The organism is Streptomyces sp. NPDC001902 (assembly GCF_042891295.1).
In the GTDB taxonomy this organism is placed as follows: domain Bacteria; phylum Actinomycetota; class Actinomycetes; order Streptomycetales; family Streptomycetaceae; genus Actinacidiphila.
This window is the reverse complement of sequence record NZ_JBIATA010000024.1, coordinates 136,926-163,249: the sequence shown is the minus strand read 5'-3', so window position 1 is coordinate 163,249 and position 26,324 is coordinate 136,926. Positions and strand designations below refer to the sequence as shown.

Here is a 26,324-nt window from a genome sequence, read left to right as displayed (position 1 = left end):
GGTGTCATCAAGACGACGTTCACCGAGGAGACCGAGACCGACCTGTTCGGTGAGCAGGCGGTGCTGTGCGGTGGTACGGCGGCGCTGGTCAAGGCGGGTTTCGAGACGCTGACCGAGGCCGGTTACCAGCCGGAGATCGCGTACTTCGAGTGCCTGCACGAGCTGAAGCTCATCGTGGACCTGATGTACGAGGGCGGTCTGGAGAAGATGCGCTGGTCGATCTCGGAGACCGCCGAGTGGGGTGACTACGTCACCGGTCCGCGCATCATCACCGACGCCACCAAGGCCGAGATGAAGAAGATCCTCGGTGAGATCCAGGACGGCTCGTTCGCCAACAACTGGATCGCCGAGTACAACGCCGGCCTGCCCCGGTACAACGAGTACAAGAAGGCCGACGAGAACCACCTGCTGGAGACCACCGGCAAGAAGCTCCGCAAGCTCATGAGCTGGGTGGACGAGGAGGCGTAACTCCTCCGCACCGCGGTCGGAACGGTCCCGGGGGCGCCGCGCCCCCGGGACCGGCGGCTTTGGCCACCCCGTACACCCTCGTGCGGGTGATCCTTCCACGTTGTCGCAGGATGCCGGGCCCGCCGCCGATACACTCCATTAACAAGCGCGTCAGGCTCACAGCGTCGTGCGTCTTCCACGCGGCATGCCATCCCTCTCCACCGCCTTCGGCCGTCGGGACGCGGCCGTAGACCAGGGACTAGTGAGGACTCACGTGAGCAACCCCGTCGTACTCATCGCTGAAGAGCTGTCGCCCGCCACCGTTGACGCCCTCGGGCCGGACTTCGAGATCCGGCACTGCAACGGCGCCGACCGGGGAGAACTCCTGAGCGCGATCGCCGACGCCGACGCCATCCTGATCCGCAGCGCCACCAAGGTGGACGCCGAGGCCATCGCCGCAGCCTCCAAGCTCAAGGTCGTGGCCCGCGCGGGCGTCGGCCTGGACAACGTGGACGTCTCCGCGGCCACCAAGGCCGGCGTGATGGTCGTCAACGCCCCGACCTCCAACATCGTCACCGCCGCCGAGCTGGCGTGCGGCCTGCTGATCGCCGTGGCCCGCAACATCGCCCCGGCGAACGCGGCCCTGAAGCAGGGCGAGTGGAAGCGCAACAAGTACACCGGCGTCGAGCTCGCCGAGAAGACCCTCGGCGTGGTCGGCCTCGGCCGCATCGGCGCCCTGGTGGCGCAGCGCATGTCGGCCTTCGGGATGAAGATCGTCGCGTACGACCCCTACATCCAGCCCGCGCGCGCTGCCCAGATGGGCGTGAAGATCCTCAGCCTCGACGAGCTGCTGCAGGTCTCCGACTTCATCACCGTGCACCTGCCCAAGACCCCGGAGACCGTGGGCCTGATCGGCGAGGAGGCGCTGCGCAAGGTCAAGCCGCACGTCCGCATCGTCAACGCCGCCCGCGGCGGCATCGTGGACGAGGAGGCGCTGTCCGCGGCGCTCAAGGAGGGCCGGGTCGGCGGCGCCGGCCTGGACGTGTACGCCAAGGAGCCGTGCACGGACTCGCCGCTCTTCCAGTTCGACAACGTCGTGGCCACCCCGCACCTGGGCGCCTCCACCGACGAGGCCCAGGAGAAGGCCGGTATCTCCGTCGCCCGCTCCGTGCGCCTGGCGCTCGCCGGTGAGCTGGTGCCGGACGCGGTCAACGTCCAGGGCGGTGTCATCGCCGAGGACGTCCGCCCGGGCCTGCCGCTCGCCGAGAAGCTCGGCCGGATCTTCACCGCCCTCGCGGGCGAGGTCGCGGTCCGCCTCGACGTCGAGGTGCGCGGCGAGATCACCCAGCACGACGTGAAGGTGCTGGAGCTCTCCGCCCTCAAGGGCGTCTTCGAGGACGTGGTCGACGAGACCGTCAGCTACGTCAACGCCCCGCTCTTCGCGCAGGAGCGCGGGGTCGAGGTCCGCCTCACCACCAGCAGCGAGTCGCCCGACCACCGCAACCTGGTCACCGTGCGGGGCACCCTCTCCGACGGCACCGAGGTGGCCGTCTCCGGCACGCTGGCGGGCCCCAAGCACATCCAGAAGATCGTCGCCGTCGGCGACGACGACGTGGACCTGGTCTTCGCCGACCACATGGGCTTCCTGCGCTACACCGACCGTCCCGGCGTCGTCGGCACCATCGGCCGCATCCTGGGCGACGCCGGCGTCAACATCGCGGGCATGCAGGTCGCCCGTGACCAGGCCGGCGGGGAGGCGCTGGTCGCGCTGACCGTCGACACCGCCATCCCGGCGCCGGTGCTGGCCGAGATCGCCGAGGAGATCGGCGCGAGCTCGGCCCGCGCGGTCAATCTCGAGGACTGACGGCCGGTTCGCTCCGCTGGGGGCGGCCGACCCGGGCGATCCGGGACGGCCGCCCCTTCGCCGTCAGCGCCGCCACCGCGGGGGAGCCGGGCCGGAAGCGCAGCGCCACCGCCGCAAGGAAGACCAGGCCCAGCACGGGGTACGGGGAGGCGAAGGGCTGCAGCCACCACGCCAGGTGCAGATCGAGGTCACCGGCCTTCGGCACGATCCACAGCGTGCGCGCCAGGAAGGCCACAGCGGCCACCCGCAGCGCCCAGCGCGGCGCTTCGGCGGCGAGCAGGATCAGCATCGGCACGCACCACACCCAGTGGTGCGACCAGCTGATCGGGGTGATGAGCAGCGCCGTCACCGCGCAGCACACCACGCCCCAGGCCTCCCGGCCCAGCCGGCCCATCCGCACCGAGACCGCGAGCCCCGCGCAGGCCACCACGAGCGCGGCGACCGCCCACACGGCGCCTGGGTGGGCGGTGTGCAGCATCCGGGCGACGAGGCCCTGCAGGGACTGGTTGTCGACGATCCAGACCTTGCCGATCCGGCTGGTGTCGAACAGGCAGCGGGTCCAGTAGTCGACGCTCGCGCCGGGCAGCGCGAGCGCACCCAGCAGCGTGGTGCCGGCGAAGGCGGCGGCGGCGACCGCGGCCTCCTTGCGCCGGCCGGTCAGCAGCAGGTAGACGGCGAAGATCGCCGGGGTGAGCTTGATGCCGGCCGCCACACCGATCGCGATGCCCTTGCCGCGTGCGCCGTCCGGCCTGCTCAGGTCCCACAGCACCAGCACCGTGAGCAGCAGGTTGATCTGGCCGTACAGCATCGTCTGGAAGACCGGCTCGAGCCACAGCCCGAGGGCCATCGCCAGGAGCACCACCACCCAGCGCGAGCCACGGGCGCGCGGCCACCCCGTCGCCCGGCAGGACAGGTGCGCGAGCAGCCCGAGCAGCAGCAGGTTGCCGCCCATGAAGGCCAGCTTCAGCAGGGGTACGGGCAGCCACGTCGTCGGTACGAACAGCAGCGCGGCGAAGGGCGGATAGGTCGCGGGCAGCTTCCACTCGGTGACGGTGAAGCCGTACAGGTCGGTGCCGTCGACGGCGGCCGCGCCCTCGGCCCGGTAGACCTGCATGTCGGCCATGGGCACGGGCATCGACAGGCACAGCGCGGTGAAGGCGGCCAGCGACACGACCAGCAGCAGCCCGGCCAGGAGCAGTCTGCGGTCGGGGCGCGGTCTGCCGGGGACGGCCGGCGGCGTCCTCCACAGCGCCGGGCGTTCGCGTCCGTGGGCCTCCGTGGAATGAGTCACCGGCTCCCGATCCCCTTGTTTCGCTCCGCGGTGTCCGCGCGGGACGCGCGGGTCGCCCGCGTCCTGCGCGTGTTGATCAAGCCCCCCAACGGCCTCGCGCCACGTTACTTGTGCCCCCTCGGGTCGGCAACAGTCCCATCAGTCCCCGAGCCCGGCCGTCTTGAGGGCTATGTGGAGCAGCAGCCGGTCCTCCCCGTCGTCGAGGTCGAGGCCGGTCAGCCGCTCGACGCGGGACAGCCGGTAGTAGAGCGTCTGGCGGTGTATCCGCAGCTCCGCGGCGGCGCGCCCGGCCTGCCCCGCACGGTCGAGGTACACCTCGGCGGTCCGTGCGAGGTCGGCGTGCGAGGGCTCCAGCAGCGGGCGCACCGCCGGGTCCACCGCCCCGGTGGGCAGCGCGGCCAGCATCCGGTAGGGGCCGATCGCGTCCCACTCCGCCGTGCGCCCGAGACGGGGCTGGGCGCGGGCGGCGCGGGCCGCGGAGACGGCCTCGTGCCATGCCTCGGGCAGTTCGGCGAGTCCCTGGCGCGGGGCGCTGATGCCGGCCCGCGCGCCCGGCTCCGCCGCCTGGCCGTTGCCCTCCATCAGCCGTGCGGCCGCCGTGAGCGCGGGCCCCGACATCGTCGCCGAGCGCAGCCGCACCAGGGCGGCGAGCGCCGCGACCGGGGGCTCCCGGTGCGGCTCGCCCGCGGTCTCCCGCGGCGGCACCACGCACAGCGCGGCGGCGCCCGGCACACCGCGCGGTCCCGGGGCGTCGCCGTCCTCGCCACCCGGCCAGGGCAGGACGCACACCACCGCGTGCGCCTCGTCCGCGTCCGGGCCGAGCGCGGCCCGCAACGCCTCGCGGGCGGCCGTGCGGCCGGGCCCGGGGGCGGAGCCGATGAGATCGCCCAGCGTCCGGCCGGCGTCGGCGCCCGCGCGGGACTCGGCGGCCAGCAGCGCGCCGATGCGGGCGGCGACCGCCATGGCGGCGGCCAGCTGGGCGTCGGTGTACCCGCTGGTGTCCAGCAGCCACACGTAGCCGTGGACGACGCCGCCGTGCCGCACCGGCAGGCACAGCCGGGGCCGGAACACCCCGGCGTCGGGGGCGGCGGGGATGCGGACCGGGGCCGTCGCGCGGGCGATGCCGAAGCGCTCGAACCAGGAGCGGACCTCGGCGGTGGAGCGGCGGGTGAGGATCGACCGGGTCCGCACCGGGTCCATGGCACCGTCGTCGTCGCTGTCGTGCGCGCCGAAGGCGATCAGCCGGAAGTCGCGGTCCTCCAGGGTCGCGGGGGCGCCGAGCAGCGCCGAGACCTCGTCGACCAGCTCCTGGTAGTCACCGCGCACGCCGCCATTCTCCCTCATACATCTGTATGAGGGATGCCGATCGGATGCGTGACAGCTGTCGATGGTGGGCGGGGTAGGTGGATCCTAGATTTCACGGCGACGCTGCCTGCCCCCTGGGCAGCCCTTCCTCCAGGAGGAGACCGTGCTGGGTCCCGTGCTGCTCGCCGCCTCGCGCAGCGACCGTATGCGCCGCGTCGTCGCGGGCGCGCCGATCACCCGCCCCGTGGTGAACCGCTTCATCGCGGGTGACGAGCTGGCGCCCGCGATGGAGACCGTGCGGTCGCTGACCGCCTCCGGCCTGGAGGTCACGCTCGACCACCTGGGTGAGGACGTCACCGACAAGGCGACCGCGCTCGCGACCCGTGACGCCTACCTGCGGTTGCTGGAGGCGCTGAAGGCCGAGGGCCTGGGCACCCGCGCCGAGGTCTCCGTCAAGCTGTCGGCCTTCGGGCAGGCCCTGCCGGCCGGCGGCCACGACATCGCACTGGAGAACGTCCGCCCCGTCGCCGACCTGGCGAGCGAGATCGGCACCACCGTCACGCTCGACATGGAGGACCACACCACGGTCGACTCCACCCTCGCGATCCTCGCCGACCTGCGCCTGCGCCACCCCGGCACCGGCGCCGTCCTGCAGTCGTACCTCTTCCGCACGGAGGAGGACGCCCGCGCCCTCGCCGTCGCCGGCTCCCGCGTGCGCCTGGTCAAGGGCGCCTACAAGGAGCCCGCCACCGTCGCCCACCAGGACAAGGCCGAGGTCGACCGCGCCTACGTGCGCTGCCTGAAGATCCTGATGGCGGGCGAGGGCTACCCGATGATCGGCTCCCACGACCCGCGGCTGATCTCCATCGCCCAGGAGCTCGCGCACCGGCACGGCCGCAAGCAGGGCTCGTACGAGTTCCAGATGCTGTACGGCATCCGCACCGCCGAGCAGCGGCGCCTGGCCGACGAGGGCGAGCGCATGCGCATCTACGTCCCGTACGGCGCAGACTGGTACGGGTACTTCATGCGGCGCCTCGCGGAGCGGCCGGCGAACCTGGCCTTCTTCCTGCGGTCCTTCCTCCCCACCCGCTGAGCCCACGACCCCACAAGGACACAAGGAGATGTCTTCCATGGACGCTGTGACCCAGGTCCCCGCCCCGGTGAACGAGCCGGTGCACTCCTACGCCCCGGGGAGCCCGGAGCGGGCCCGGCTCGAGGCGAAGCTGAAGGAGCTGGCCGGGAACCCGGTGGAGCTGCCGATGACCATCGGCGGCGTGCGGCGGATGGGCGGCGGCGAGCGCTTCGACGTCGTGCAGCCGCACAACCACGGCGCCCGCCTCGGCACCTACGCCAACGCCACGCAGGACGACGCCCGCGAGGCGATCGACGCCGCGCTGACCGCCGCCCCGGCCTGGCGCGCCATGTCCTTCGACGACCGCGCCGCCATCATCCTGCGCGCCGCCGACCTGCTGGCCGGCCCCTGGCGCGAGACGATCGCCGCCTCCACGATGCTCGGCCAGTCCAAGACCGCCCAGCAGGCGGAGATCGACAGCCCCTGCGAGCTGGTCGACTTCTGGCGCTTCAACGTGCACTTCGCCCGCCAGATCCTGGCGGAGCAGCCGATCGCCAACTCCCCGGGTGTGTGGAACCGCCTCGACCACCGCCCGCTCGAGGGCTTCGTCTACGCGATCACGCCCTTCAACTTCACCGCGATCGCCGGCAACCTGCCGACCGCACCGGCCCTCATGGGCAACGTGGTGGTGTGGAAGCCCTCCCCGACCCAGACGCACGCCGCCGTGCTGCTGATGGAGCTGCTGGAGGAGGCCGGGCTGCCCAAGGGCGTCATCAACCTGGTCACAGGCGACGGCGTCGCCGTCTCCGAGGTCGCCCTGGAGCACCCGGACCTGGCCGGCATCCACTTCACCGGTTCCACCCGGACCTTCCAGCACCTGTGGCGGACGGTCGGCAACAACATCGACAAGTACCGCTCCTACCCGCGGATCGTCGGCGAGACCGGCGGCAAGGACTTCGTCGTCGCCCACCCCTCGGCCGACCCGGCGGTGCTGAAGACCGCGCTGACCCGCGGCTCCTTCGAGTACCAGGGCCAGAAGTGCTCCGCCACCTCCCGCGCCTACATCCCGCGCTCCCTGTGGGAGAACGGCTTCAAGGAGGAGTTCGCGGCCGAGGTCGACGGCCTCACCATGGGTGACGTCACCGACCTGTCGAACTTCATCGGCGCCGTGATCGACGAGCGCGCCTTCGCCAAGAACAAGGCCGCCATCGACCGCGCCAAGGCCGACCCGACCGTCGAGGTCGTCGCCGGCGGCACCTACGACGACAGCGTCGGCTACTTCGTCCGGCCGACCGTGCTGGTCTGCTCCGACCCGGAGAACGAGATCTTCCGCGAGGAGTACTTCGGCCCGGTGCTCGGCGTCCACGTCTACGACGACGCCGACGAGGGCGCCTTCGAGGCGATGCTGACCCAGATGGAATCGGTCGCCGCGTACGCGCTGACCGGCTCGGTCGTCGCCCGTGACCGCGCCGCGGTCGCCCACGTCATGGAGCGGCTGCGCTTCGCCGCGGGCAACTTCTACATCAACGACAAGTCCACCGGCGCCGTGGTCGGCCAGCAGCCGTTCGGCGGCGGCCGTGCCTCCGGCACCAACGACAAGGCGGGTGCCGCGCAGAACCTGATGCGCTGGACGTCGACCCGGTCGATCAAGGAGGCCCTGGTGCCCCCGACCGACTACCGCTACCCGCACATGGGCTGACCTCCGCGTCACCCGGACGAGCCCGCAAGGGGCAGGGCCCGGTACCCCCGATTCCGTGGGGTGCCGGGCCTTCGCCGTCTCAGATAGTAGGAAGTCCGAGTAATTGTGGAGACAGATCGGCGGAGCTGTCCTAGCTTTGTAGGAGCCGAACGTCTCGCTCCACCAGCGACCGGCGGACAGCCGTGCACCTGTGGCAGGTCACCCCCTGCAGCGCCGCTCCCCGCCCCGTTCTATGGCGACACAACCCTCTCTTCTTCTCCGGGAGCTGTTCACCATGGACGAGACCGCCCGCAAGAACGCCGCCGAAGCCCTCCAGCGCGCCCTGGACCGCCGTGACAACGGCGGATCGACGGGACACGAGCCGCGTTGACCGGCCACTCCGTTCCCCATCCCCTCCGCCGTCTGCGACGCCTGGCCTACCTGGCCGTCCGCGCGATGGTGAAGTGATCGATCCGTCTGCCGTTCTCGGCGAGCGCCGAGACGACCAGCCGCGCCGTCCCACCGGGCGGCGCGGGCTGCGACTCCACGGTCAGGAACGAGTGGCCGGTGTAGCGGACGCGTGACCACTCCACCGTCTCCGTGACCTTGTGGGCACCTTTCACCCAGTGGTAGGTCTCCACGCCGTCCAGGTCCTTGACGTGCCCTTCGTGGCTGTCCGACACCGGGAAGGCGTACAGGCTCTTCCCGGCGCCGCCCGCCGTGACGTAGACGATGCCGTCGCGCTCGGGGTGCGTGGTCGCCCCGACGGGGACGTCCTTGCCCACGGCGTCGCGGAGCACGGCGTCGGTGCGCTCGTAGACGTGGTTGTGCCCGTTGACCACCAGGTCGACTCGGTGCTTCTCGAAGAGCGGCACCCAGGCCTCGCGCACCCCGCCCTCGGAGGCGTGCGCGCTGGTGGTCGAGTAGGCGCAGTGGTGGAAGAAGACGACGACGAAGTCGACGCCGCGCCGGGCCCGCAGTTCGCCCAGCCGGCGGTCCAGCCAGGCGGTCTGCCGGCCGCCGCTGATCCCGTGGTTGGCCGGGATCTCGTACGACACGTCGTTGGCGTCCAGCGCCACGACGGCCACGTTGCCGTAGCCGAAGGAGTAGACGCCGGGGAGCCGCGCCGGGTCCGGGCCGTTGCCCGGCAGCGACCAGCGGGCCTCCTGGCCGCCGTAGCCGTTGGGGGAGTACCAGGCCTCCATGTCGTGGTTGCCGAGCGCGACCATCCACGGGACGCGTGAGGCGACGCTCTCGGTCTGGGCGAGGAACTGGTCCCACACGCGCGCGTCGTAGGTGTCGCCCTCCGTCCCCCGGCCCGAGTCGTCGGCGTAGCAGATGTCGCCCGCGTGCAGGTGGAACGCGGGGTTCTGAGCCAGGATCAGACTGTCGTTGGCCAGGGCGTGGTAGCTGACACCCTGGTCGCCGAAGGCCGTGAACACAAACGACCTGCGCTGCCCGGGGTCCGGGGCGGTGGCGAAGGAGCCGATCGTCGCGTAGGCGGGCGCCGACGCGGGGTCGAAACCCTGGTGTCCCACGCCGTAGTAGTACGTGGTGCCGGGGCGTAGCCTGTCGAGCGCCGCGTGCAGGTAGTACTGCTCCACCGCGGGCAGTTCCTTGCCGAGCGCTGCCGTGTGCAGCGGGCGCACCTCGGCCTCGATCCGCTGCCCGAGGTCCCAGGGCCGCAGCCCCACCCGGACGAACGGCCCCCGCACCGGCAGCGGCACCTGCCAGGAGACGCGCATCTGGGTCCCGGGGTCGGCGCCGAAGGCCAGGTGCCGGCCGAACGGGGCCACCAGGGCACCGTCCACGTGGACCGCGGCCGGCGGGGCGGGCACCGCGGGGAAGCGCGCCGGCGCGGCGGCCGGCTCCCTCCCGGCGTACGCCGACGCGCCCAGCACACCGGCCCCGGCGACGGTCCCGGCGACCGCGACACCGCCCCGGATCACCCGTCTGCGGGAGTGCCGCTCCCGCAGCCAGGCATGCTGCTCCGCCATGCTCAGACGGCCGGCGAGGTCCTCGTCGATTCCCATGCGTGGAGTGTCCATGGACAGGGAATTCCCTTCCGCCGCCAACTCAGCGCGGTCATACGGGTGAACAGCACCTGGCGCGTACAGGAGGCGTCCGCCATGCGGACATCATGTGTCATTCCATGGACGGCGGAGTAGGGTTCTCGCCATGTCTCGCAGCATCAGTCTCGCAGTGATCCCCGGCGACGGAATCGGCCAGGAGGTGGTGGCCGAGGGCCTGAAGGTCCTGTCCGCCGTCCTTCCGCAGGACGTGAAGCTGGAGACCAAGGAGTACAGCCTCGGCGCCAAGCGCTGGCACGAGACCGGCGAGACCCTGCCGGACGCGGAGCTGGAACAGCTCAAGGCCCACGACGCGATCCTGCTCGGCGCGGTCGGCGACCCGTCGGTGCCCTCGGGCGTCCTGGAGCGCGGGCTGCTGCTGAAGCTCCGCTTCGCCTTCGACCACCACGTCAACCTGCGGCCCTCCCGGCTCTTCCCGGGTGTGAAGGGTCCGCTGGCCGGCGAGCCGAGCATCGACTTCGTCGTCGTCCGCGAGGGCACCGAGGGCCCGTACGTCGGCAACGGCGGCTCCCTGCGCACCGGTACGCCGCAGGAGGTGGCCACCGAGGTCAGCCTCAACACGGCGTTCGGCATCGAGCGCGTGGTGCGCGACGCCTACGCCCGCGCCCAGGCGCGCCCCCGCAGGAAGCTGACGCTGGTCCACAAGAACAACGTCCTCGTGCACGCCGGCCACCTGTGGAAGAACATCTTCGACAAGGTCGGCGAGGAGTACCCCGAGGTCACCACCGACTACCTGCACGTGGACGCCGCGACGATCTTCTTCGTCACCCAGCCCGAGCGCTTCGACGTGATCGTCACCGACAACCTCTTCGGTGACATCCTCACCGACCTGGCCGCCGCGGTGACCGGAGGCATCGGCCTCGCCGCCAGCGGCAACATCAACCCGGGCGGTGCGTTCCCGTCGATGTTCGAGCCGGTGCACGGCTCCGCCCCGGACATCGCCGGCCAGGGCAAGGCCGACCCGACCGCCACCGTGCTCTCGGTCGGCATGCTGCTGCGGCATCTCGGTTACACCGCCGAGGCCGAGCGGATCGAGGCCGCCGTGGCCGCGGACCTCGCCGAGCGCTCCGGGACGCGCAGCACTTCCGAGATCGGCGACGCGCTCGCCGCGCGAGTAGCCGGCTGACCGCCGGGTTGGCCTCCGCCAGTCGGCCCGGCCGGTCAGTGACCGCTCCACGACTGACCCTGACCTCTCGGGCCGCGCATGTACGTCTCCGGCCCCGCCGCTGCGATAATCAGCGGTGGGGCCGCTGTGCGAGGGGAAACTCGGACGTCCTAGCACCTCGGGACGGCGGGTGCGGTCCGCCCTGACCCTGACGCGAAGGACACGACAGATGACGACGCCCACGATCGAGCTCAAGCCCTCCTCGCGCCCGCTGCCCGCCGCGCAGCGCGAGGCGATCCTCGCCAACCCCGGCTTCGGCCGCCACTTCACCGACCACATGGTGACGATCCGGTGGACCGAGGGCCGTGGCTGGCACGACGCGGAGCTCGTCCCGTACGCGCCGCTCTCCATCGACCCCGCGAACATGACGCTGCACTACGCGCAGACGATCTTCGAGGGTCTCAAGGCCTACCGTCAGCCCGACGGGTCCGTCGCCACCTTCCGTCCCGAGGCCAACGCCGAGCGCTTCCAGGCCTCCGCCCGCCGCCTGGCCATGCCCGAGCTGCCCGTCGAGACCTTCCTCGCCGCCGTCGACGCGCTCGTCACCCAGGACGAGGCGTGGGTGCCGAGCCAAGGTGAGCAGTCGCTGTACCTGCGCCCCTTCATGTTCGCCACCGAGGTCGGTCTCGGCGTCAGGCCGGCCAACGAGTACCTGTTCATGGTCATCGCCTCCCCAGCCGGGGCCTACTTCCCCGGTGGCGTCAAGCCGGTCTCCGTCTGGCTCTCCGAGGAGTACGTCCGTGCCGCGCCCGGCGGCACCGGCGCCGCGAAGGCCGGCGGCAACTACGCCGCGTCGCTGGTCGCCCAGGCCCAGGCCATCGAGCACGGCTGCGACCAGGTCGTGTGGCTCGACGCGATCGAGCGCCGCTGGATCGAGGAGATGGGCGGCATGAACCTGTACTTCGTGTACGGGGACACGATCGTCACCCCCGAGCTCACCGGCTCCCTCCTCCCCGGCATCACCCGCGCCTCGCTGCTGCGCATCGCCGCCGACCTCGGCTACGAGGTCCGCGAGGGGCGGATCTGCGTGGACGACTGGAAGAACGGCAACGCGGACGGATCGCTGACCGAGGTCTTCGCCTGCGGCACCGCGGCCGTCATCACGCCGGTCGGTTCCGTGAAGTCCACCCGCGCGGACTGGACCGTCGGCGACGGCGAGCCGGGCGAGGTGACCATGAAGCTGCGCAAGGCGCTGCTCGACATCCAGACCGGCCAGACCCCCGACACCCACGGCTGGATGCACCCTCTGGGCGGCTGACCGCCCACCGCCCCCGTAGGGCGCCGCGTCGGGCAGGACCCGGGCGGCGCCGCACCGCTGTCCGTGCGACGGCGGGGCCGGGCGGGGGAGCGGCCCCGCCTCACACGGTGACCGTGACCGCGACCCGTTCCGGGGTCGGCGCCGGCGGCACGGGGTGCGGGCGGCCCGCGTTGAGCACGAGGTACACCGCGGCCGTGACGGCACCCGATATCAGGAAGCTGAGGTCGATCCCGCCGGTCACGGACAGCAGGGGTCCGCTGTAGGCCGGGGTGTCGACGGCGAGCAGCCCGATGGCGGACCCCGCCGCCCAGGCGAGCGTGGCCTGCACGTTCCAGCCGCCGCGGTACCAGTACAGACCGCCGCGGCTGCGCCGGTTGTAGACCTGGAGGGCGTCGGTGTCGTAGCGGCCCCGGCTCCGGGCGAATCCGATGAGGGTGACGACCGCCCACGGGGTGCCCACGGCGGTGAGCAGCAGGACGAACGAGGTCATCGCGTCCTGGGCGGCCCAGGCGAAGTGCCCGAGGTAGACCAGTGCGGTGGAGACCGCGGCCACCACGTAGGTCGCCTGTGTGCGCGTCGCCCGCGGGAGGATCGCGTCCAGGTCCAGGCCCATGCTGTAGAGCATCAGCCCCGCGTTGCCCACCGAGCCCGCCGACGCGTTGGCCAGCAGCAGCACCAGGTACCAGGCGGGCGCCGCCGCGACCAGCGGCCCCGCGTAGTCCTCGCCGGCCCCCACCGCGAGCGCCGTGAAGGTGCCGAAGAGCTGGGGCACGAGCAGTCCGGCGACGAGCCCGGCGCAGGTGGCCCGGAAGACCCGCGGCTGGGAGAAGCGGCGCGGCGATATGTAGCGCGTGTAGTCGCCCAGCAGCGTGATGAACGCGATCGGCCCGCTCAGGCCCGCCGAGACCGTGGCGAGCAGCCAGGTCGGCCAGAAGCCGCCGAGCAGGTACTGCGTTCCGGCGGGCGCGGCCGTCGTGAAGTCCCCCGCGTACGCGAGGACCCCGATGACCAGCAGCACCGTCAGCCCTATGGACAGCGCGCGGCTGAGCCGCAGCAGCATCCGGTAGCCGAAGACGGCGGACGTGGCGGTGCAGGCCGCGAGCAGGGCGTAGACCACGGCGTAGCTCCAGCCGCCGGCCGGCAGCCCGACGAGCCGGCCGAGGCAGCCGACGACGGCGTCGCCGCCGACCCACAGGGTCAGCGCGGTGTAGCCGAGCGACAGCAGCAGGCCGATGACCGAGCCGAGCAGCCGGCCGCGCACGCCGAAGTGGGCGCCGCTGCTCGTGGAGAGGTTGGTGGCGGTGCGCAGCGAGACCAGCGCGAGCGGGGCGACCAGCACCGTGCCGACCACGGTGCCCAGGAGCAGGGACGTGACGGAGGCCCACCAGCCGAGGCCGAACGAGACCGGGAGCCAGCCGAAGACGATCACGCCCAGCGCGAGGTTCGAGCCCAGCAGGATGCTGACCAGGTCGCGGGGGCGACTGGTCCGTTCCTCGTCGGGGACGGTGTCCACTCCGCGTTGTTCGATCTGCATGGCGGGCTCCCTTGCCGTGCCGGGAAAGTTTGAACGCCACTCAATTTCCTCCCACCCTGCGCCGAGGTCAATACTTCCCCTGGGTGGCTTTCAGGTTTAGAGTGGTGCTCTAATCGGTGATCGATGTGGGAGGTCGATGTGGGAGGTGCGGAGACGTGAGGCTCACCCCGACCGAGCGCGACCGGCTGCTGCTGTTCGGCGCCGCGGAGCTGGCCCGGGCCCGCCGGGCGCGCGGGCTGCGGCTCAACGTGCCCGAGGCCACCGCCCTGATCGCCGACACGGTCTGCGAGGCGGCGCGGGACGGGGCGCGCCTCGCGGAGGCCGTCGAGGCCGGCCGTGCCGTGCTCGGCCCCGGTGACGTGCTGCCCGGCGTGGCGGACGTCGTCACCGAGGTCCACGTGGAGGCCGTCTTCGACGACGGCTCGCGGCTGGCCGTGGTCACGGACCCGATCGGCGGGGGCTCGCTGGGGTCGGACGCCCCCGGCGCCGTGCTGCCGGGCCCGGCCCATCCCGAGCAGCCCCCGGAGGTGCTGGTGGCCGTGCGCAACACCGCCTCCGTACCGGTCAGCGTGACCTCGCACTTCCACTTCTTCGAGGCCAACCCCCGGCTGGACTTCGACCGTTCGGCGGCGTACGGCATGCGGCTGCACGTGCCGGCCGGTTCCTCCGTGCGCTTCGGGCCGGGGGAGGCGCGGGAGGTCGGGCTGGTCCCGGTCGGCGGCGACCGTGTGGTGATCGGCTTCGCCGGGCTCGTCGACGGTCCGCTCGACGCGCCCGGCGCGAAGGCGGAGGCGCTGCGGCGGGCCGCCGCGTGCGGATACCTGGGGGCGCGGTCATGAGCATCGACCCGTACGAGTACGCCGCCGTGCACGGACCGCGTGCCGGGGACCGGGTCCGGCTGGGCGACTCGGGCCTGGTGGTCCGCGTCGAGTCGGACTCCCAGCGGCCCGGGGACGAGTTCCTCGCCGGGTTCGGCAAGACCGCCCGCGACGGGCTGGCGCTCAAGGCCGCCGCCGTCCGCGACACCTGCGACGTGGTGATCAGCAACGTGCTGGTCATCGATGCGGCCGTCGGCATCCGCAAGGTGTCCATCGGCATCCGCGAGGGCCGCATCCACGCCATCGGCCGGGCCGGCAACCCCGACACCCTCGACGGGGTGGACGTCGTGGTCGGCACGGGCACCTCCATCGTGTCCGGCGAGGGGCTGATCGCCACCGCCGGAGCCGTGGACACCCATGTCCACCTGCTGTCCCCGCGCATCATGGAGGCCTCGCTCGCCTCCGGGGTCACCACGATCATCGGCCAGGAGTTCGGGCCCGTGTGGGGCGTGGGCGTCAACTCGCCCTGGGCGCTGCGGCACGCCTTCAACTCCTTCGACGCCTGGCCCGTCAACATCGGCTTCCTCGGCCGCGGTTCGTCCTCCGACCCGGCGCCGCTGGTCGAGGCGCTCGCCGAGGGCGGGGCGTCCGGCTTCAAGGTCCACGAGGACATGGGCGCCCACACCCGCGCCCTGGACACCGCGCTGCGCGTGGCCGAGGAGTACGACGTCCAGGTCGCCCTGCACAGCGACGGCCTGAACGAGTGCCTGTCCGTGGAGGACACCCTGCGCGTGCTGGAGGGCCGCACGATCCATGCCTTCCACATCGAGGGCTGCGGCGGCGGGCACGTCCCCAACGTGCTGAAGATGGCGGGCGTGCCCAACGTCATCGGCTCCTCCACCAACCCCACCTTGCCGTTCGGCCGCGACGCGGTCGGCGAGCACTACGGGATGATCGTCTCCGTCCACGACCTCAAGCCCGACCTGCCGGGCGACGCCGCGATGGCCCGCGACCGCATCCGCGCCGGCACGATGGGCGCCGAGGACGTGCTGCACGACCTGGGGGCGATCGGCATCACCTCCTCCGACGCCCAGGGCATGGGCCGCGCCGGTGAGACCGTACGCCGCACCTTCGCCATGGCCGGGAAGATGAAGTCCGAGCGCGGCCCCCTGGAGGGGGACGGCCCGGACGACGACAACGCCCGCGTGCTGCGCTACGTCGCCAAACTCACCATCAACCCGGCGATCGCCCACGGCCTCGCCCACGAGATCGGCTCGATCGAGGTCGGCAAGCTCGCCGATATCGTGCTGTGGCGACCGCAGTACTTCGGCGCCAAGCCGCAGATGGTGCTCAAGTCCGGCTTCCCCGCGTACGGGGTCACCGGCGACCCGGGCGCCGCCACCGACACCTGCGAACCGCTCGTCCTCGGCCCGCTGTTCGGGGCCCACGGCGCGACCGCCGCCGACCTGTCCGTGGCGTTCGTGGCCCGCCCCGCCCTGGAGCTGGAGCACGACCGGATGCCCACCCGGCGCCGTCGCGTCGCCGTGCGCGGCACCCGCGGCATCGGCCCGGCCGACCTCGTCCTCAACTCCCGCACCGGGCAGGTCGACGTGGACGGCGGGACGGGCCTGGTGACACTCGACGGCGACCCGCTGCGTTCCGAGCCCGCGGAACAGGTGTCGCTCAGCCGTCTCTACTTCTTGTGACAAGGACCAGCACCATGCCCGCCACCCCCGCCGCCGACGGCTACACGATGCCGCCCGAGTGGGCCCCGCACACCCGCACCTGGATGGCGTGGCCGTCCCCCAGCGTCACCTTCGACGGCGCCGAGGACCTGGCCGTGTCCCGCGGGGCCTGGGCCGCCGTGGCCCGGACGGTCGCCCGCTTCGAGCCGGTGACCGTCGTGGCACGCCCCGAGGACGCCGCGGGCGCCCGGGAGCTGCTCGGCTCAGGCGGCGCGCACGTCACGGTCACCGAGGCGCCGCTGGACGACGCCTGGATGCGGGACATGGGCCCGACCTTCCTGACCGGTGCCGGACGCCTCGCGGCCGCCGACTGGACGTTCAACGGCTGGGGCGCCCAGGAGTGGGCGGCCTGGGGGCACGACGCGGAGATCGGCGCCTTCGTCGCCGGACGGGCGGGCGCGACCCGCTACGGCACGTCCTTCGTGAACGAGGGCGGCGGCATCCACGTCGACGGCGAGGGAACCGTGCTGCTCACCGAGACCGTGCAGCTCGACCCGGGCCGCAACCCGGGCTGGACCAGGGAGCGGGTGGAAGCCGAGGTCCACGCCTTCCTCGGAACGCGCAAGGCGATCTGGCTGCCCCGCGGTCTCACCGCCGACTACGGCCGCTTCGGCACCCGCGGGCACGTCGACATCGTGGCGGCCTTCGTCCGCCCCGGCGTGGTCGTCGTCCACAGCCAGCAGGACCCGGCCCACCCCGACCACGCCGTCTCCCGGGAGGTCACGTCCCTGCTGCGGGCCGCCACCGACGCCAAGGGCCGGCCGCTGGAGGTCGTGGAGCTGCCCGCGCCGCAGGTCCAGGAGGTGGACGGGGAGCTGGTCGACTACTCCTACGTCAACCACTACCTCTGCAACGGCGCCGTGATCCTGTGCGCCTTCGACGACCCCGCCGACGAGGTCAACAAGGCCGTCTTCGAGCGGCTCCTCCCGCAGCGGGAGGTCGTGCTGGTGGACGCTCGTACGATCTTCGCCCACGGTGGTGGTATTCATTGCATCACCCAGCAGCAGCCCCAGGTGTGACCGCCCCGGAGGAACCGTGACCGGACCCGCCCGCCCTCGGCGGCGGCTCAAGCAGCCCCGCGAGGACGTGATGGCCGCCGCCATGGCGACCATCGCCGAGCGCGGGCTGGCCGAGCTGACCATCGCGGGCCTCGGCCGGCAGGTCGGCATGAGCAGCGGCCACGTCCTCTACTACTTCGGCAGCAAGGACGAGCTGCTGCTGCAGACCCTCGAATGGAGCGAGGAGCAGCTCGCCGCCGAGCGCCGGCGGGTGCTGGGCAGCCCCACCGCTCCCCGGGAACGGCTCGACGCCGTCATCGACCTGTACCTGCCCGACGGGCGCCGCGACCCGCGATGGACGCTCTGGTCCGAGATCTGGAACAGGACGACGGCCGCCGAGGAGGTGCTCCGCCGACAACTCGATCTCGAACTGGTCTGGCACCGCGACCTGGTCGCCCTGCTCGCCGAGGGCATCTCGCGCGGCGACTTCCGGCCACTGGATCCCGAGCGCTTCACCGTACGGCTGAGGGCGCTGCTGGACGGCTTCGGCGTGCCCCTGGTCATCGGGCTGCCCGGGCTGGACCGCGAGCAGGCCTTGGAGCACGTCAAGGAGTTCCTGGACGACGCCCTCACCCCGGCGCCCACCGCCTGACGGTCGGCCCGCGGCCGACCGGGTGCCCGCATCCTGAGACCGTGTCCCACGCCCGCGGGTCCTGTGGCAGACTGCCGATGTGCCCTCGTTCGCCATGATTATCGGCAGCAGGCGCGCCGGTCCTCAGTGATCGCCGAACCGCAGACCACCGCGGAAGCGACCACCGTGTCCCAGACCCGCGCGCAGACCTCTCGCACCCGCGAGGGGTCTTTTCGTTTCCCGGCCCACCCGTGCCGGAGGCGGTGCAGCGCGAGGGAAGATGGGGGCAAGTGGAGCCCGGTCCTCCGGAACCACTCACCCGACAGGAGTTGGAACGAACCATGACGGCCGTACTGGACGACAGCTTCCACGTCTTCGACACCACGCTGCGCGACGGCGCGCAGCGCGAGGGCATCAACCTCACCGTCGCCGACAAGCTGACGATCGCCCGGCACCTGGACGACTTCGGGGTGGGCTTCATCGAGGGCGGCTGGCCCGGCGCCAACCCGCGCGACACCGAGTTCTTCGCCCGCGCCGCCGCCGAGCTGGACCTGTCGCACGCCCAGCTGGTGGCCTTCGGCGCCACGCGTCGCGCCGGCGGCAATGCGGCGGAGGACCCCCAGGTCAGGGCGCTTCTGGAGTCGGGCGCACCGGTCATCACCCTGGTCGCCAAGTCCCATGACCGGCACGTCGAGCTGGCCCTGCGGACCACGCTGGAGGAGAACCTGGAGATGGTCCGGGACACCGTCTCCTACCTGCGCTCCCAGGGCCGCCGGGTCTTCGTCGACTGCGAGCACTTCTTCGACGGCTACAAGGCCAACCCTGGGTACGCCAAGGAGGTTGTGCGCGCCGCCCACGAGGCCGGCGCCGACGTCGTCGTCCTGTGCGACACCAACGGCGGGATGCTCCCCGCCCAGATCACCGCCGTCGTCCGCACCGTGCTCGCCGACACCGGCGCGCGTCTCGGGATCCACGCCCAGGACGACACCGGCTGCGCCGTCGCCAACACCCTCGCCGCCGTCGACGCGGGCGCCACGCACGTCCAGTGCACCGCCAACGGCTACGGCGAGCGGGTCGGCAACGCCAACCTCTTCCCGGTCGTGGCGGCGCTGGAGCTCAAGTACGGCCGCAAGGTCCTGCCCGCCGGCGCCCTCGTCGAGATGACCCGCATCTCGCACGCCATCGCCGAGGTCGTCAACCTCACGCCCTCCACCCACCAGCCGTACGTGGGAATCTCGGCCTTCGCCCACAAGGCGGGGCTGCACGCCTCGGCGATCAAGGTCGATCCCGACCTCTACCAGCACATCGACCCGGAGCTGGTCGGCAACACCATGCGCATGCTGGTCTCCGACATGGCGGGCCGTGCCTCGGTGGAGCTCAAGGGCAAGGAACTCGGCATCGACCTCGGTGACGACCGCGAGCTGATCGGCCGGGTCGTGGCGCGCGTCAAGGAGCGCGAACTCGCGGGCTACACCTACGAGGCCGCCGACGCCTCCTTCGAACTCCTGCTGCGCGAGGAGGTCGAGGGCCGCCCGCTGCACTACTTCCGGGTCGAGTCCTGGCGCGCCATCGTCGAGGACCGCCCCGACGGCACCCACGCCAACGAGGCGACGGTCAAGGTGTGGGCCGACGGCCAGCGCATCGTCGCCACCGCCGAGGGCAACGGCCCGGTCAACGCGCTGGACCGCGCGCTGCGCGTGGCGCTGGAGCGGACCTACCCGCAGCTGGCGAAGCTGGAGCTGGTGGACTACAAGGTCCGCATCCTGGAGGGCAAGCACGGCACGGAGTCCATCACCCGGGTACTGGTCTCCACCTCCGACGGCATCAGCGAGTGGTCCACCGTCGGTGTCGGCGAGAACGTCATCGCCGCCTCCTGGCAGGCCCTGGAGGACGCGTACGCGTACGGGCTGCTGCGCGCCGGCGTGGAGCCGCGCCGGAACGACTGACGGCCGCCCTCCGATGAGCTCGGCGGTCGCGGACACGGACACGGCCGTGGACGCGGACCCGGCACCAACCGTGTCCGCGTCCGCGTCCCCTTCCACGGCGGCCCAACTGCCGTGCATACGCGCGTAGAACGCCGGGCACACTCCTCCTGCTCCACCTGCTCCAGCTGCACAGCCGCCCCACCGGAAGCACGGTCACCAGCAGGAGGAATCCCCGATGAAGATCCGCTCCGTCCTGAGCGCACTCGTCCTCGCGCTCGGAGTGCTGTTCGCCCCCGGCGTCGGTCTCGCCGCGTCCCGCGACGCCTACGCCGTCACCAAACTGACGCACGCCCAGGCCACGACGATGTTCCGCAACGCCGGGATCACCTGGTCCTCGTCAGGTGGCTGTTCCAACCGCAACAACGCGACCTGCACGTCCTTCGACCAGCTCAACCAGGCGACCGCCCAGGGCGCGGTCACCCTGAAGGGCGCCACCGGCTGCGCCCTGAACATCACCGGCGGCACCGAGACCGGTCACGCGAGCGGCACCTACTCGCACTGGAACGGCTACAAGCTCGACTACGGCAAGAACAGCTGCGTCACCAACTACATCCACAGCGCCTTCACCTACATCGGCCTGCGCGGTGACGGCGCCCCCCAGTACCGCTCCGGTTCGGGCAACATCTACGCCGACGAGGGCAACCACTGGGACGTCCTGTACTACAACTGCGGCGGCTGCTGATCCTCGCCGGGTGAGCCGCCCGCGGCCCGGTCCCGGCCGGGCCGCGGGCGGTCCCGCACCTCGACGACGGGCGCGTCGCAACCGTCGGGCTCCGGCACCACGACCTCGTTGCGGCCCGGCTCCAGCAGCGGCCAGGGCAGGCTTCCGTTCGGCCGGCCGGGAGGGCGGTCACGCCCAGGCCCGCACCTCCACCGGGTCGCCCACCGCGATCGTGCCCGGCCGGAGCACCGCGGCCTTCATCGCGAAGCTCACCTTGTTGCCGTACTCCGGCTCCCGCCGGTAGCCGGCCAGGGTGCGCACCGGCTCGGGGCCGGCCGTACGGCCGGTCGCCTGGTCGACCAGCGGCACGGAGCAGCGCATCGCGCGGACGGAGTAGCCGAGCCGGGCGGTGCCGACGTCCATGAGCCGCACCCGGTCCTCGGTGTGGGGCTCGCTCCAGCCGGCGACCACGATGTTGGGGCGGAAGCGGTCCATGGGCACGGGCGTGCCGCCGCGCTCGGTGATGCGCCGGTTGAGGTCGTCGAGCGAGGCCAGCGAGGCCACCGAGAGGGCGTGGGCGTCGGCGAAGTTGACCTTGCCGGGGTGCTCGCCCCAGCCGTCCCGGTCGAAGCCCGGGCGCACGCGCACCAGGCGCGAGGGCGCCCTCAGCGCCTCGGAGAACCAGCGTGCGGCCTCCTCGCCCTGGTCCACCGCCGGCCCCAGCGGCCGGTCGAACAGGACGACCTCACGCGGCGGCCCCTCGTACGCCACCTCCAGCGTCAGTTCCCCGGCGCCGGGCGCCGACAGCGCCAGGTGCTTGCCGTCGTCGGTGACGTCCGCGTGCACCACGGCCATGCGGGGCAGCGCCCGCTGGCTGCGGAAGGACCCGTCGGCGGCGTCGACCACCATGAACGTACGGTCGTGGGCCAGACCGGTCGCGCCGACGGCGACGCCGACCAAGGGCACGCCGGCACAGCCCTTGACGGGGTAGCAGGTCAGCGAGTGCACGGTCGCGGTGGTCATGGGGCTCGTCCTTCCCGGGGCGGAGAAACCCATTCGATCACGCTCCCGCTCCCGGCGTACGGTCATCGCGTGACCGATGACACAGCGATACGGATCAGGCCCGGACAGGCCGCGGACGCGGACGCGCTCACCGCGGTCTTCCTCGCCTCCCGGGCGGCCGCGATGCCCTGGCTGCCCCGGCTGCACACCGACGAGGAGACCCGGTGGTGGGTCGCGAACGTCGTCCTGGAGCAGTGCCGGGTGTGGGTCGCGGAGCAGGCCGCGACCGGTGCCGCGGCCGGTTTCGCGGCGCTCGACGGCGACTGGCTGGAGCACCTCTACCTGCGGCCCGACGCGCGCGGACGTGGCATCGGCTCGCGGCTGCTCGACGAGGTCGTGCGCCACCACCCGGACGGCCCACTGTCGTTGCACGTCTTCCGGCGCAACGCCGCGGCACGCGCGTTCTACGAACGGCACGGCTTCCGGGCCGTCCCCGGCAGCGAGAGCACCGCGAACGAGGAGGGCGAGCCCGACCTGACCTACCGTCTGCCGCCCGTGGCCGACCGGTGACCAACGGCACACGTACCGACCAGTAACGCGGAGGTCCCGCGGATCATAAAGTGAGCGCCGTACGCTCCCCACCCTCGACCCCGGGAGACCGCATGCGTTCCGCGAAGGACTTCTTCCGACCGCTGGCCGTGGGGGCCCCGGCCCCCGTACGGGAAGTACCGTTCCGGCCGTCGCGGATGATCCACTTCTTCGATCCGAGCAACGAGAAGATGGCCGCGAAGGTCCCCTCCATCGCCCCCAAGGTGGACGTCCTGCTGGGCAACCTGGAGGACGCCGTCTCAGCCGACCGCAAGGAGGCCGCCCGCGCCGGGCTGGTCGACACGGCCAAGGCCCACGACTTCGGGGACACCCAGCTGTGGACCCGGATCAACAGCCTGGACTCGCCGTGGGCGCTGGACGACCTGCTGACCCTGGTCACCGAGATCGGCCACAAGCTCGACGTCGTGATGGTGCCCAAGGTGGAGGGCGCCGAGGACATCCACTACGTCGACCGGCTGCTCGCCCAGCTGGAGGCCAAGGCGGGCATCGAGCGGCCGATCCTGGTCCACGCGATCCTGGAGACCGCCACGGGCGTGGCGAACGTCGAGGAGATCGCCGGGGCCAGCCCCCGGATGCAGGGCATCTCCCTCGGCCCGGCCGACCTGGCGGCGAGCCGTCGCATGAAGACCACCCGCGTCGGCGGGGGACACCCGGGGTACCTCGTGCGGGAGGACCCGAAAGGCCCCCTGGGCGCGGAAGGGGACGCGGAGCTGCCGCGGCTGACCTTCCAGCAGGACCTGTGGCACTACACGATCGCGCGCATGGTCGACGCCTGCGCCGCGCACGGGATCCTGCCGTACTACGGGCCCTTCGGCGACATCAAGGACACCACCGCCTGCGAGGACCAGTTCCGCAACGCCTTCCTGCTCGGCTGCGTCGGGGCGTGGAGCCTGCACCCGGTGCAGATCGACATCGCCAAGCGGGTCTTCTCCCCGGCGCCGGCGGACGTCGCCTGGGCGCGCAGGGTCATCGACGCGATGGGTGACGGCACCGGAGCGGTGATGATCGACGGCAAGATGCAGGACGACGCCACGGTGAAGCAGTGCCACGTCGTCATCGAGCTCGCGGAGGCGCTGGCCGCCCGCGACCCGGAGCTGGCGCAGGCGTACGAGGCCGCGTACAAGGAGCAGGAGCAGAACCGATGACCGACGCGATCCTGCGGCCGCGCCGCTCCGTCCTCTACATGCCCGGCGCGAACGAGCGCGCCCTGGAGAAGGCGAAGGCCCTCCCCACCGACGCGCTCATCCTCGACCTGGAGGACTCCGTCGCGCCGGACGCCAAGGCCGACGCCCGCAAGCGCGTCGCCGCTGCCGCCGCCTCCGGGGAGTACGGGTACCGGGAGGTCACCATCCGGGTGAACTCGCCCGGCACCCCCTGGCACGAGGACGATCTGCGGGCCGCCGCCGAGGCGGGTCCCGACGCCGTGGTCGTCCCCAAGGTCGACTCGGCCGCGACCGTGCACGCCGTCGAGCGGGCCCTGGAGGCCGCCGGCGCCCCGGACCGCACCGCCATCTGGGCGATGGTGGAGACCCCGCGCGCGATGCTGGACGCCCGTGCCGTCGCGGCGGCCTCCGAGCGGCTGCGCGTACTGGTCATGGGCACCAACGACCTCGCCAAGGAGCTGCACGCCGAGCACGTCCCGGGCCGGGCCCCGCTCCTCACCGGGCTCTCTCTCGCCCTTCTGGGTGCGCGCGAGGCCGGCAAGGTGATTTTGGACGGTGTCTACAACGACGTCACCGACGAGACCGGCTTCGAGGCGGAGTGCGTCCAGGGCCGGCAGTTCGGCTTCGACGGCAAGACCCTCATCCACCCCCGGCAGGTGGAGATCTGCAACAGGGTCTTCGCCCCCTCGCAGGAGGAAGCCGACAGGGCGCGGCGCATCATCGAGGCCTTCGAGGAGGCCGTGGCCGAGGGCCGCGGGGTGGTCACGGTGGACGGCCGGATGATCGAGAACCTCCATGTGGATGACGCCCGGCGTGTCCTTGCGCTGGCCGAGGCGGTATCCGGAAGGTAGCGGTCCCGTTGCGTCCGGGTGGACGACCGCTACAAAGAAAAGGTCCCGCACGTGCCGTGCGGGGCCTTTCTTGTGTTGGTTCTGTCCAGATGCTCCATGAAGCGGGTCCGGACACTGTACGAAGTCGACGCCGATTATGACGGCCCTCCGCTCGTATGGTCGATGTCATGAGCGTTTTGGACGAGGTGCCGACCCAGCCCGCCGAGGCCGAAGGGGCCGAAGAGGCCGCGCAGCCGGCGAACGACGCCCGCGGGCGCGTCGCGGAACTGCACGCCATCCGCGAGCAGGTCCGGCTCGGCCCCAGCGAGAAGGCGACCCAGGCCCAGAAGGCCAAGGGCAAGCTCACCGCGCGCGAGCGCATCGAGCTGCTGCTCGACGAGGGCTCCTTCAACGAGGTGGAGCCGCTGCGCCGGCACCGCGCCAGCGGGTTCGGCCTGGAGGCGAAGAAGCCCTACACCGACGGGGTCATCACCGGCTGGGGCACCGTCCACGGGCGGACCGTCTTCGTGTACGCCCACGACTTCCGGATCTTCGGCGGCGCGCTGGGGGAGGCCCACGCCAGCAAGATCCACAAGATCATGGACATGGCCATCTCGGCCGGAGCCCCGCTGGTCTCGCTCAACGACGGTGCCGGCGCCCGCATCCAGGAGGGCGTCTCGGCGCTCGCCGGCTACGGCGGCATCTTCCAGCGCAACACCCGTGCCTCCGGTGTGATCCCGCAGATCTCCGTGATGCTCGGCCCCTGCGCCGGCGGCGCCGCGTACTCCCCGGCCCTGACCGACTTCGTGTTCATGGTCCGGGAGACCTCCCAGATGTTCATCACCGGCCCGGACGTGGTCCAGGCCGTCACCGGCGAGAAGATCTCCCAGAACGGGCTCGGCGGCGCCGACGTCCACTCCGAGGTCTCCGGTGTCTCGCACTTCGCGTACGACGACGAGCAGACATGCCTGGAGGAGGTCCGCTACCTGCTGTCGATGCTGCCGCAGAACAACCGCGAGAACCCCCCGTCGGTCCCCGCCGCGGACCCGGCCGACCGGCGCGGCGACGTCCTGCTGGACATCGTCCCCGCCGACGGCAACCGCTCGTACGACATGCACCAGGTCATCGAGGAGCTCGTCGACGACGGCGAGTACCTGGAGATCCACGAGCGCTGGGCGACCAACATCATCGTGGCCCTGGCCCGCCTCGACGGCCAGGTCGTCGGCATCATCGCCAACCAGCCCGCCTCCCTCGCCGGCGTCCTCGACATCGAGGCCAGCGAGAAGGCCGCGCGCTTCGTCCAGATGTGCGACGCCTTCAACATCCCGCTCATCACCCTCCTGGACGTCCCCGGCTTCCTGCCCGGCGTCGACCAGGAGCACGGTGGCATCATCCGGCACGGCGCCAAGCTGCTGTACGCGTACTGCAACGCGACCGTGCCGCGGATCTCGCTGATCCTGCGGAAGGCGTACGGAGGTGCCTACATCGTCATGGACAGCCAGTCGATCGGCGCCGACCTCACCTACGCCTGGCCGACCAACGAGATCGCCGTCATGGGCGCCGAAGGCGCCGCCAACGTGATCTTCCGGCGCCAGATCGCCGAGGCCGACGACCCCGACGCCATGCGCGCCCGCATGGTGAAGGAGTACAAGTCCGAGCTGATGCACCCCTACTACGCCGCCGAACGCGGCCTGGTGGACGACGTGATCGACCCCGCCGAGACGCGCGAGGTCCTCATCCGCTCGCTCGCGATGCTGCGCACCAAGCACGCCGACCTGCCGTCCCGCAAGCACGGCAACCCGCCCCAGTAAGGGAGAGACGAACCCCGTGAGCACTCCTGCCGACAGCACCTCCGCCGCGCTCGTGCGCGTGGAGCGCGGCCACGCCAGCGACGAGGAACTGGCCGCACTCACCGCTGTCCTGCTCGCCCGCGCGGCGGCCCAGGGCCAGGACGCGACCGACTACGTCAAGCCCCGCTCCACGGCCGGCTGGCGCCGCCTCGAGCGGCAGTCCGGCTTCAGCGCGCCGCACAGCTGGCGCAGCTGACCCTCCGGCTCCGAACGGCGGCGCGGGCCCCCCCCGCGGGGGGCGCGCCCCCCGCGGGGGGCGGGGGCGGCCCCCCCCCAAGGCCCCCCCCCCGGGGGGGCAGCGCGGCACCCCCCCCCCCGCCCCCCGGGC

Annotated in this window: 21 protein-coding genes and 1 pseudogene; 17 read left to right on the top strand and 5 right to left on the bottom strand. The window is 72.1% G+C overall.

The annotated features are described in order from the left end of the window. A pseudogene (locus tag ACFYYN_RS32085) lies at positions 1 to 468 on the top strand (ketol-acid reductoisomerase); the annotation flags it as partial. 253 nt (positions 469 to 721) lie between these two features. Then, the gene (gene serA / locus ACFYYN_RS32080) at positions 722 to 2,311 is read left to right on the top strand and encodes a phosphoglycerate dehydrogenase (RefSeq protein WP_499514159.1); all 1,590 of its coding nucleotides are present in this window, start codon (positions 722 to 724) and stop codon (positions 2,309 to 2,311) included. Here serA and ACFYYN_RS32075 read toward each other — a convergent pair. Further along, entirely contained in the window at positions 2,295 to 3,602 is a 1,308-nt protein-coding gene (locus ACFYYN_RS32075; RefSeq protein ID WP_500325577.1) for a glycosyltransferase 87 family protein, read from the bottom strand. The genes serA and ACFYYN_RS32075 overlap by 17 nt on opposite strands. 138 nt (positions 3,603 to 3,740) lie before the next feature. Next, positions 3,741 to 4,928, bottom strand: coding sequence for a PucR family transcriptional regulator (locus ACFYYN_RS32070; protein ID WP_500548516.1), 1,188 nt, complete (start codon positions 4,926 to 4,928; stop codon positions 3,741 to 3,743). 142 nt (positions 4,929 to 5,070) lie between these two features. Between ACFYYN_RS32070 and ACFYYN_RS32065 the strand changes: the two genes are divergently transcribed. Then, positions 5,071 to 6,000 carry a proline dehydrogenase family protein gene (locus ACFYYN_RS32065; protein WP_500325581.1) on the top strand — a complete coding sequence of 310 codons (930 nt, stop codon included), beginning with the start codon at positions 5,071 to 5,073 and terminating at the stop codon, positions 5,998 to 6,000. Positions 6,001 to 6,037: 37 nt separating this feature from the next. Beyond that, positions 6,038 to 7,678, top strand: coding sequence for an L-glutamate gamma-semialdehyde dehydrogenase (gene pruA, locus ACFYYN_RS32060; protein WP_500548515.1), 1,641 nt, complete (start codon positions 6,038 to 6,040; stop codon positions 7,676 to 7,678). A 416-nt stretch (positions 7,679 to 8,094) separates the two neighbouring features. Here pruA and ACFYYN_RS32055 read toward each other — a convergent pair whose 3' ends face one another. Continuing rightward, positions 8,095 to 9,705, bottom strand: a complete 1,611-nt coding sequence (locus tag ACFYYN_RS32055; RefSeq protein WP_500548514.1) for a purple acid phosphatase family protein — start codon at positions 9,703 to 9,705, stop codon at positions 8,095 to 8,097. Positions 9,706 to 9,835: 130 nt separating this feature from the next. On the opposite strand from ACFYYN_RS32055, the gene ACFYYN_RS32050 reads away from it, so the two are divergent. Both ACFYYN_RS32050 and ACFYYN_RS32045 read left to right on the top strand, forming a co-directional pair. Beyond that, positions 9,836 to 10,873 carry a 3-isopropylmalate dehydrogenase gene (locus ACFYYN_RS32050; RefSeq protein WP_499514165.1) on the top strand — a complete coding sequence of 346 codons (1,038 nt, stop codon included), beginning with the start codon at positions 9,836 to 9,838 and terminating at the stop codon, positions 10,871 to 10,873. A gap of 208 nt (positions 10,874 to 11,081) precedes the next feature. Beyond that, complete coding sequence (locus ACFYYN_RS32045; protein ID WP_500548513.1) at positions 11,082 to 12,170, top strand: branched-chain amino acid aminotransferase; 1,089 nt, start codon at positions 11,082 to 11,084, stop codon at positions 12,168 to 12,170. A gap of 100 nt (positions 12,171 to 12,270) precedes the next feature. On the opposite strand, the gene ACFYYN_RS32040 is transcribed toward ACFYYN_RS32045, so the two are convergent. Then, entirely contained in the window at positions 12,271 to 13,704 is a 1,434-nt protein-coding gene (locus ACFYYN_RS32040; RefSeq protein WP_500548512.1) for a cytosine permease, read from the bottom strand. A gap of 155 nt (positions 13,705 to 13,859) precedes the next feature. Between ACFYYN_RS32040 and ureA the strand changes: the two genes are divergently transcribed. The 6 genes from ureA (at position 13,860) to ACFYYN_RS32010 (ending at position 20,563) form a co-directional block, all read left to right on the top strand. Beyond that, positions 13,860 to 14,543, top strand: coding sequence for an urease subunit gamma (ureA, locus tag ACFYYN_RS32035; RefSeq protein ID WP_500548511.1), 684 nt, complete (start codon positions 13,860 to 13,862; stop codon positions 14,541 to 14,543). Then, positions 14,540 to 16,228 carry an urease subunit alpha gene (locus ACFYYN_RS32030; RefSeq protein ID WP_500548510.1) on the top strand — a complete coding sequence of 563 codons (1,689 nt, stop codon included), beginning with the start codon at positions 14,540 to 14,542 and terminating at the stop codon, positions 16,226 to 16,228. The genes ureA and ACFYYN_RS32030 overlap by 4 nt, the downstream gene beginning before the upstream one ends. Before the next feature lie 14 nt (positions 16,229 to 16,242). Beyond that, positions 16,243 to 17,286: an agmatine deiminase family protein gene (locus tag ACFYYN_RS32025; RefSeq protein WP_500548509.1), complete on the top strand. Its 1,044-nt coding sequence runs from the start codon at positions 16,243 to 16,245 to the stop codon at positions 17,284 to 17,286. A gap of 16 nt (positions 17,287 to 17,302) precedes the next feature. After that, positions 17,303 to 17,917 (top strand): TetR/AcrR family transcriptional regulator, encoded by a 615-nt coding sequence (locus ACFYYN_RS32020; protein WP_500366075.1) that lies wholly within the window; start codon positions 17,303 to 17,305, stop codon positions 17,915 to 17,917. A gap of 320 nt (positions 17,918 to 18,237) precedes the next feature. Continuing rightward, a complete protein-coding gene (cimA, locus tag ACFYYN_RS32015) occupies positions 18,238 to 19,842 on the top strand; it encodes a citramalate synthase (RefSeq protein ID WP_500325599.1) in 1,605 nt (534 codons plus the stop codon). Between the two features lie 214 nt (positions 19,843 to 20,056). Further along, positions 20,057 to 20,563 carry a hypothetical protein gene (locus tag ACFYYN_RS32010; RefSeq protein ID WP_500548508.1) on the top strand — a complete coding sequence of 169 codons (507 nt, stop codon included), beginning with the start codon at positions 20,057 to 20,059 and terminating at the stop codon, positions 20,561 to 20,563. A gap of 168 nt (positions 20,564 to 20,731) precedes the next feature. Here the strand turns inward: ACFYYN_RS32010 and ACFYYN_RS32005 are convergent, their stop codons facing one another. Continuing rightward, positions 20,732 to 21,565, bottom strand: coding sequence for an MOSC domain-containing protein (locus ACFYYN_RS32005; RefSeq protein ID WP_500548507.1), 834 nt, complete (start codon positions 21,563 to 21,565; stop codon positions 20,732 to 20,734). 69 nt (positions 21,566 to 21,634) lie between these two features. Here ACFYYN_RS32005 and ACFYYN_RS32000 point away from each other — a divergent pair, with 69 nt between their 5' ends. The 5 genes from ACFYYN_RS32000 to ACFYYN_RS31980 all read left to right on the top strand — a co-directional run bounded on the left by ACFYYN_RS32000 (position 21,635) and on the right by ACFYYN_RS31980 (position 26,192). Beyond that, a complete protein-coding gene (locus tag ACFYYN_RS32000; RefSeq protein WP_500548506.1) occupies positions 21,635 to 22,114 on the top strand; it encodes a GNAT family N-acetyltransferase in 480 nt (159 codons plus the stop codon). Positions 22,115 to 22,206: 92 nt separating this feature from the next. After that, a complete protein-coding gene (locus ACFYYN_RS31995) occupies positions 22,207 to 23,298 on the top strand; it encodes an HpcH/HpaI aldolase/citrate lyase family protein (protein WP_500357262.1) in 1,092 nt (363 codons plus the stop codon). Beyond that, positions 23,295 to 24,167, top strand: coding sequence for an HpcH/HpaI aldolase/citrate lyase family protein (locus tag ACFYYN_RS31990; RefSeq protein ID WP_500548505.1), 873 nt, complete (start codon positions 23,295 to 23,297; stop codon positions 24,165 to 24,167). Before ACFYYN_RS31995 ends, ACFYYN_RS31990 begins: the two co-directional genes overlap by 4 nt. A gap of 167 nt (positions 24,168 to 24,334) precedes the next feature. Next, a complete protein-coding gene (locus ACFYYN_RS31985) occupies positions 24,335 to 25,957 on the top strand; it encodes an acyl-CoA carboxylase subunit beta (RefSeq protein ID WP_500366064.1) in 1,623 nt (540 codons plus the stop codon). Positions 25,958 to 25,973: 16 nt separating this feature from the next. Beyond that, on the top strand, positions 25,974 to 26,192 hold the full coding sequence (locus ACFYYN_RS31980) for an acyl-CoA carboxylase epsilon subunit (RefSeq protein WP_089224994.1): 219 nt from the start codon (positions 25,974 to 25,976) through the stop codon (positions 26,190 to 26,192). Positions 26,193 to 26,324: the final 132 nt, after the last annotated feature.

Excerpts from the sequence above, each read along its gene's own strand:
- cimA (WP_500325599.1), top strand. The coding sequence starts at position 18,238 with ATGACGGCCGTACTGGACGACAGCTTCCACGTCTTCGACACCACGCTG.
- ACFYYN_RS31995 (WP_500357262.1), top strand. The coding sequence starts at position 22,207 with ATGCGTTCCGCGAAGGACTTCTTCCGACCGCTGGCCGTGGGGGCCCCG.
- ACFYYN_RS32050 (WP_499514165.1), top strand. The coding sequence starts at position 9,836 with ATGTCTCGCAGCATCAGTCTCGCAGTGATCCCCGGCGACGGAATCGGC.
- ACFYYN_RS31985 (WP_500366064.1), top strand. The coding sequence starts at position 24,335 with ATGAGCGTTTTGGACGAGGTGCCGACCCAGCCCGCCGAGGCCGAAGGG.
- ACFYYN_RS32055 (WP_500548514.1), bottom strand. The coding sequence starts at position 9,705 with ATGGACACTCCACGCATGGGAATCGACGAGGACCTCGCCGGCCGTCTG.
- ACFYYN_RS32025 (WP_500548509.1), top strand. The coding sequence starts at position 16,243 with ATGCCCGCCACCCCCGCCGCCGACGGCTACACGATGCCGCCCGAGTGG.
- pruA (WP_500548515.1), top strand. The coding sequence starts at position 6,038 with ATGGACGCTGTGACCCAGGTCCCCGCCCCGGTGAACGAGCCGGTGCAC.
- ACFYYN_RS32030 (WP_500548510.1), top strand. The coding sequence starts at position 14,540 with ATGAGCATCGACCCGTACGAGTACGCCGCCGTGCACGGACCGCGTGCC.
- ACFYYN_RS32010 (WP_500548508.1), top strand. The coding sequence starts at position 20,057 with ATGAAGATCCGCTCCGTCCTGAGCGCACTCGTCCTCGCGCTCGGAGTG.
- ACFYYN_RS32040 (WP_500548512.1), bottom strand. The coding sequence starts at position 13,704 with ATGCAGATCGAACAACGCGGAGTGGACACCGTCCCCGACGAGGAACGG.
- ACFYYN_RS32005 (WP_500548507.1), bottom strand. The coding sequence starts at position 21,565 with ATGACCACCGCGACCGTGCACTCGCTGACCTGCTACCCCGTCAAGGGC.
- ACFYYN_RS31990 (WP_500548505.1), top strand. The coding sequence starts at position 23,295 with ATGACCGACGCGATCCTGCGGCCGCGCCGCTCCGTCCTCTACATGCCC.
- ACFYYN_RS32045 (WP_500548513.1), top strand. The coding sequence starts at position 11,082 with ATGACGACGCCCACGATCGAGCTCAAGCCCTCCTCGCGCCCGCTGCCC.